We start from the raw sequence: 2,908 nt of genomic DNA, 5'->3' as shown, positions 1-2,908 counted from the left end.
TCCGAATGGGGAAACCCACCAGCCGTAATGGGCTGGTATCCTTAGGGAAGGGAACCCGGTGAACTGAAACATCTAAGTAGCCGGAGGAAGAGAAATCAAACGAGATGCCCACAGTAGCGGCGAGCGAAGAGGGCAGAGCCTAAACCGGGAAGCTTCGGCTTTCCGGGGTTACGGACTCACATAATTCAAGTTTATCCTAGCCGAATTACCTGGAAAGGTAAGCCACAGAGCATAAAAGCTGCGTAGGTTAAAGGACGAGCGAGATGGTGAGTATCCAGAGTACCACGAAGCACGAGGAATTTTGTGGGAAGTCGGGGGGACCACCCTCCAAGGCTAAACACTACTTAGTGACCGATAGCGCATAGTACCGTGAGGGAAAGGTGAAAAGAACCGCGGGAGCGGAGTGAAAGAGAACCTGAAACCGTATGTCTACAAGCAGTCGGAGCGCAAGCGACGGCGTGCCTATTGAAGAATGAGCCAACGAGTTGCGGGCACTAGCGAGGTTAAGCAGGAAATGCGGAGCCGTAGGGAAACCGAGTCTGAAAAGGGCGATGAGTTAGTGTTCGCAGACCCGAAACTGTAGTGATCTACCCATGATCAGGTTGAAGCACAGGTAAAATTGTGTGGAGGACCGAACCGGTGAGTGTTGAAAAACTTTCGGATGAATCGTGGGTAGCGGTGAAATTCCAATCGAACGCAGAGATAGCTGGTTCTCCTCGAAATAGCTTTAGGGCTAGCCTCAAGCAGTAAGCATAGGCGGTAGAGCACTGATCGGGATAGGGACTGTAATGGTTACCGAACCCTGTCAAACTACGAATGGTTATGCTGCAGAGCTTGGGAGTCAGACTACGAGAGATAAGTCCCGTTGTCAAAAGGGAAACAGCCCAGACCATCAGCTAAGGTCCCCAATGCCATACTAAGTGGAAAAGGATGTGGGGTCTCATAAACAACCAGGATGTTGGCTCAGAAGCAGCCACCATTTAAAGAGTGCGTAATAGCTCACTGGTCGAGAGGCCCTGCGCCGAAGATTCCCGGGGCTAAAGTATGGAACCGAAGCTATGGATGCAAGCTTAGGCTTGCGTGGTAGAGGAGCGTTCCCATCGGGTTGAAGTCGTACTGTAAGGTACGGTGGACTGGTGGGAAGTGAGAATGTTGGCATGAGTAGCGAAAAGAAAGGTGAGAATCCTTTCCACCGAAAGCATAAGGATTCCTGAGCAACGATCGTCGTCTCAGGGTAAGTCGGGACCTAATCCGAGGCAAAGAGCGTAGGAGATGGACAACTGGTTGATATTCCAGTACCGGCAGCAATCGTTTGAACAATGGAGTGACGCAGGAAGGCAGGTCCGCACGAGATTGGTAGTTCGTGTGCAAGCATGCAGGCTGGTGTACAGGCAAATCCGTACACTGAGGCTGAGGTGTGACGCGGAGGGAACTTGTTCCCGAAGGGATTGAGCCTACGCTGCCGAGAAAAGCTTCTAGTGAGAAAGCTGCCGCCCGTACCGTAAACCGACACAGGTATGCGGGGAGAGAATCCTAAGGTGCGCGGGAGAACCCTCGTTAAGGAACTCGGCAAAATGTACCCGTAACTTCGGGATAAGGGTAGCCATCGTGGTGAAGGGACTTGCTCCTGGAGCCTAGGATGGTCGCAGAGAAGAGGCCCAAGCGACTGTTAACCAGAAACACAGGTGCCTGCGAAAGAGAAATCTGATGTATAGGTGCTGACACCTGCCCAGTGCTGGAAGGTTAAAGAAGGATGTCCGGGTTCGACCCAAAGCATTCGACTGAAGCCCCAGTGAACGGCGGCCGTAACTATAACGGTCCTAAGGTAGCGAAATTCCTTGTCGGGTAAGTTCCGACCCGCACGAAAGGTGTAACGATTTGGGCACTGTCTCAACGAGGGACCCGGTGAAATTGAAATACCTGTGAAGATGCAGGTTACCCGCGACTGGACAGAAAGACCCCATGGAGCTTTACTGTAACCTAATATTGGGTTCTGATATTTGATGCACAGGATAGGTGGGAGGCAGAGATGGTAGTCCTTTGGGATTATCGGAGCCGCCGTTGGGATACCACCCTTCAACTATCGGGATTCTAACCGAGCGAGTAACGATCGCCGGGACATTGTTAGGCGGGCAGTTTGACTGGGGCGGTCGCCTCCTAAAGAGTAACGGAGGCGCCCAAAGGTTCCCTCAGCGCGGACGGAAACCGCGCGCGGAGTGTAAAGGCAGAAGGGAGCTTGACTGCGAGCCAAACACGGCGAGCAGGTACGAAAGTAGGGCTTAGTGATCCGGTGGCATCCAAGTGGAAGGGCCATCGCTCAACGGATAAAAGCTACCCTGGGGATAACAGGCTAATCTCTCCCAAGAGTCCATATCGACGGGGAGGTTTGGCACCTCGATGTCGGCTCATCACATCCTGGGGCTGAAGTCGGTCCCAAGGGCTGGGCTGTTCGCCCATTAAAGTGGTACGTGAGCTGGGTTCAGAACGTCGTGAGACAGTTCGGTCCCTATCCATCGCGGGCGTAAGAGATTTGAAGGGGGCTGCTCCTAGTACGAGAGGACCGGAGTGGACAGACCGCTGGTGTACCAATTATCCTGCCAAGGGTATAGTTGGGTAGCTACGTCTGGAACGGATAAACGCTGAAAGCATCTAAGCGTGAAGCCATCCTTAAGATGAGATCTCTCACGGAGTAATCCGGTAAGACACCTTGAAGAACACAAGGTTGATAGGCAGGATGTGTAAGCACAGCAATGTGTTCAGCTGACCTGTACTAATATGTCGAGGGCTTGACTTAAACCGCAAGTCCAAGAAGTAAAAAACGTCTCTTCATGAAGTTTTGAAGGCTCATGCCTTCTAATTGAAAATCCGGTGGTTATGGCTGAAGGGATCCACCTGTTCCCATGCCGAA

2 rRNA genes (1 of these 2 running past the window's edge) are annotated in these 2,908 nt (G+C 52.3%); both read left to right on the top strand.

Annotation, left to right across the window (positions count from 1 at the left end):
- Window positions 1-2,794, top strand: a 23S ribosomal RNA gene (locus tag DW089_RS07730); the annotation flags it as partial.
- 70 nt (window positions 2,795-2,864) lie between these two features.
- Window positions 2,865-2,908, top strand: a 5S ribosomal RNA gene (rrf, locus tag DW089_RS07725); it runs 111 nt beyond the window's last position.

The organism is Acidaminococcus sp. AM05-11 (genome assembly GCF_003472805.1).
Classification (GTDB): domain Bacteria; phylum Bacillota; class Negativicutes; order Acidaminococcales; family Acidaminococcaceae; genus Acidaminococcus; species Acidaminococcus hominis.
This window is presented reverse-complemented; position numbering and strand designations above follow the sequence as displayed.